Source organism: Pedobacter sp. 01T416_2 (genome assembly GCF_056398925.1).
The window spans coordinates 1-2,322 of sequence record NZ_JBFTQI010000870.1; the positions used below are offsets into that span (position 1 = coordinate 1).

Consider the following 2,322-nt stretch of genomic DNA (forward strand, 5'->3'; position numbering starts at 1 on the left):
AAGCACAGGTTAGCTTAAATATCAATATTGGTTCTCAGCCAGTTTGGGGGCCAACAGGATATAATCATGTAGATTATTATTATTTTCCTGATATAGACGCCTATTATAATGTGCCTTCTGCACAATACATTTACTCGAATGGCGGACGTTGGGTTTGGGGAAACAGCTTGCCTACTCAATACAGGAACTTTGATTTATACCGCGCCTACAAGGTGGTAATCAACGAGCCAAAACCATATTTAAGAAACAATATTTATGTAACCAAGTATGGTAAATATAAAAATTATGGTGGTCGCCAAGGTATTATAAGAGATAGTCGTGATACCAAATATTATGTAGTTAAAGGACATCCGAACTATAATGGAAACAAAACTGTCGTGATTAACAATAATCGCCCTATACGTAGGGAGAAAACTGTTGTAAGGGTAAATCAAAATTCAAGGTCTGCCCGCAACAATGAACACAAAACTGATAACAAAGGCGGGAATGATCGTCCTGAAAGAAATAACGGTCAAGGCCGTGGTAACGAGCGCCATTAATATTAATATTTAGTTGTAAATAAAGGAGCTTTGAGAGAGGCTCCTTTTTTGTTCACTTAATTTGGCACGTGGTTTGGCTATAAACAATAAACACTAAATGAATTAATATGAAAAGATTATTTTTAGTTGCTGCAGTGATGATGGTTTCATTGTTCAGCATCCCCGCTAAAGCACAGTTAAATGTGAATGTTAACATCGGCTCGCAACCGCTTTGGGGACCAACAGGTTATGATCATGTTGATTATTACTATCTTCCTGACGTAGAAAGTTATTATTATGTTCCGCAAAAGCAGTTTGTTTACTTAAATGGAAATGATTGGGTTTTTGCAAATTCTTTACCTGCAAAATATGGTAATTACAATTTATACAATGGTTATAAAGTTGTGATCAATTCGCCTAAACCCTATTTGAATTTCAGGAATGATAAAGTAAAGTATGCAAAATATAAAGGCAATAAAGGGCAATTTGTAATTAGGGATAGCCGTGATAGCAAATATTATGTCGTAAAAGGACATCCTCATGGTATGCCTCCAGGACAGGCTAAAAAGATTTATGGAAAAGGAAATAACGGTAAGGGCCACGGAAATGGTAAAGGAAAGCACTAATACCTAATTTTATTAACCGATTTAAAAAGAGCTTCGTTCGAAGCTCTTTTTTTTATATATCTGTTACAATAGAAGTTTTGGCACAGCGTTTGAATTGTTGAAGTACACACAAATAAAATGGATTATTATGAAAAAGTTATTTATCATCTCCGCGATTTTTGGTATCGTGGCTTTAACATCTAATCAATCTAACGCTCAGGTAAGTATTAATGTAAATATAGGTGCACAACCAGCTTGGGTACCTGCAGGTTATGAAAACGTTAATTATTACTATCTCCCAGAAGTTCAATCTTATTATTATGTCCCTCAAAGGCAGTTTGTTTATTTAAGTGGAAACAGATGGACAAGATCAAGGTATTTACCAGCGAGGTATAGAGGTTACGATCTGCATCACGGAAGAAAAGTAGTGGTTTATGGAAATAGCCCATATCGTAATTATAATACCCACAGAGTAAGTTATTCACATGATAATAATTATTACCGCTCATCTTACGGTGGTGGAAACCGAGTACGTTATAGCTCGCCAAGAAATAATTATAGATCTTATCGTGTAGATAATAGATATCATGATAGAAACGTAAATTCAAGCTTATTCTCTAGAGGACATAGAGAAAAACATGGAAGACATTAAAATAAAAAAGAGGCTCTAGGGCCTCTTTTTTATTTTACATAGCGTCACCCTGAATTTATTTCAGGGTCTATTTTATTATTTCAATCAATGATGCGGAATAAAACTTTCTGCTTTTTCCAAAACAACTTTTAATCCCGATGGGTTTTTACCACCTGCGGTCGCATAAAACGGTTGTCCACCGCCACCGCCTTGGATTTCTTTACCCAACTCGCGAACAATATTAGAAGCATTTAATCCCTTTTTCACCAGGTGATCAGAAAGCATTACGGTTATTCCAGGTTTGCCATCAATTTCTGTAGTAAAAACCAGAAACAGGTTATCAACCATATCTTTCAAAGAGAAAGCCAGATTTTTAACTGCATCAGCACTCTGCAGATCAATGTGCTTAGCAATCAGGTTAATGCCGTTAATCCCTCTTACATGATGAACGATTTCATGTTTTAAGGTGTTTACCCTTTCTATTRTCGACTTTTCAATTTCTTTTTTCAGTTTTGCATTTTCATCCAACAATGCCTGAACGGACGCCGATAGATCTTTACTTCCATTT

At 35.8% G+C, this 2,322-nt stretch carries 4 protein-coding genes; 3 read left to right on the top strand and 1 reads right to left on the bottom strand.

Annotated elements, in window-relative coordinates:
• The 3 genes from AC1DPQ_RS25225 to AC1DPQ_RS25235 form a co-directional block, all read left to right on the top strand.
• Window positions 1-539, top strand: a 539-nt coding sequence (locus tag AC1DPQ_RS25225; RefSeq protein ID WP_477611242.1) for a hypothetical protein, incomplete at its 5' end; no start/stop codon positions are given.
• A gap of 107 nt (window positions 540-646) precedes the next feature.
• Window positions 647-1,144: a hypothetical protein gene (locus tag AC1DPQ_RS25230; RefSeq protein WP_477611243.1), complete on the top strand. Its 498-nt coding sequence runs from the start codon at window positions 647-649 to the stop codon at window positions 1,142-1,144.
• A 127-nt stretch (window positions 1,145-1,271) separates the two neighbouring features.
• Window positions 1,272-1,775: a hypothetical protein gene (locus AC1DPQ_RS25235; protein WP_477585399.1), complete on the top strand. Its 504-nt coding sequence runs from the start codon at window positions 1,272-1,274 to the stop codon at window positions 1,773-1,775.
• Window positions 1,776-1,859: 84 nt separating this feature from the next.
• Here AC1DPQ_RS25235 and AC1DPQ_RS25240 read toward each other — a convergent pair.
• Window positions 1,860-2,322: DHHA1 domain-containing protein (locus AC1DPQ_RS25240; protein WP_477611244.1), on the bottom strand; the 463-nt coding region annotated here is incomplete at its 5' end.

Excerpts from the sequence above, each read along its gene's own strand:
- AC1DPQ_RS25230 (WP_477611243.1), top strand. The coding sequence starts at position 647 with ATGAAAAGATTATTTTTAGTTGCTGCAGTGATGATGGTTTCATTGTTC.
- AC1DPQ_RS25235 (WP_477585399.1), top strand. The coding sequence starts at position 1,272 with ATGAAAAAGTTATTTATCATCTCCGCGATTTTTGGTATCGTGGCTTTA.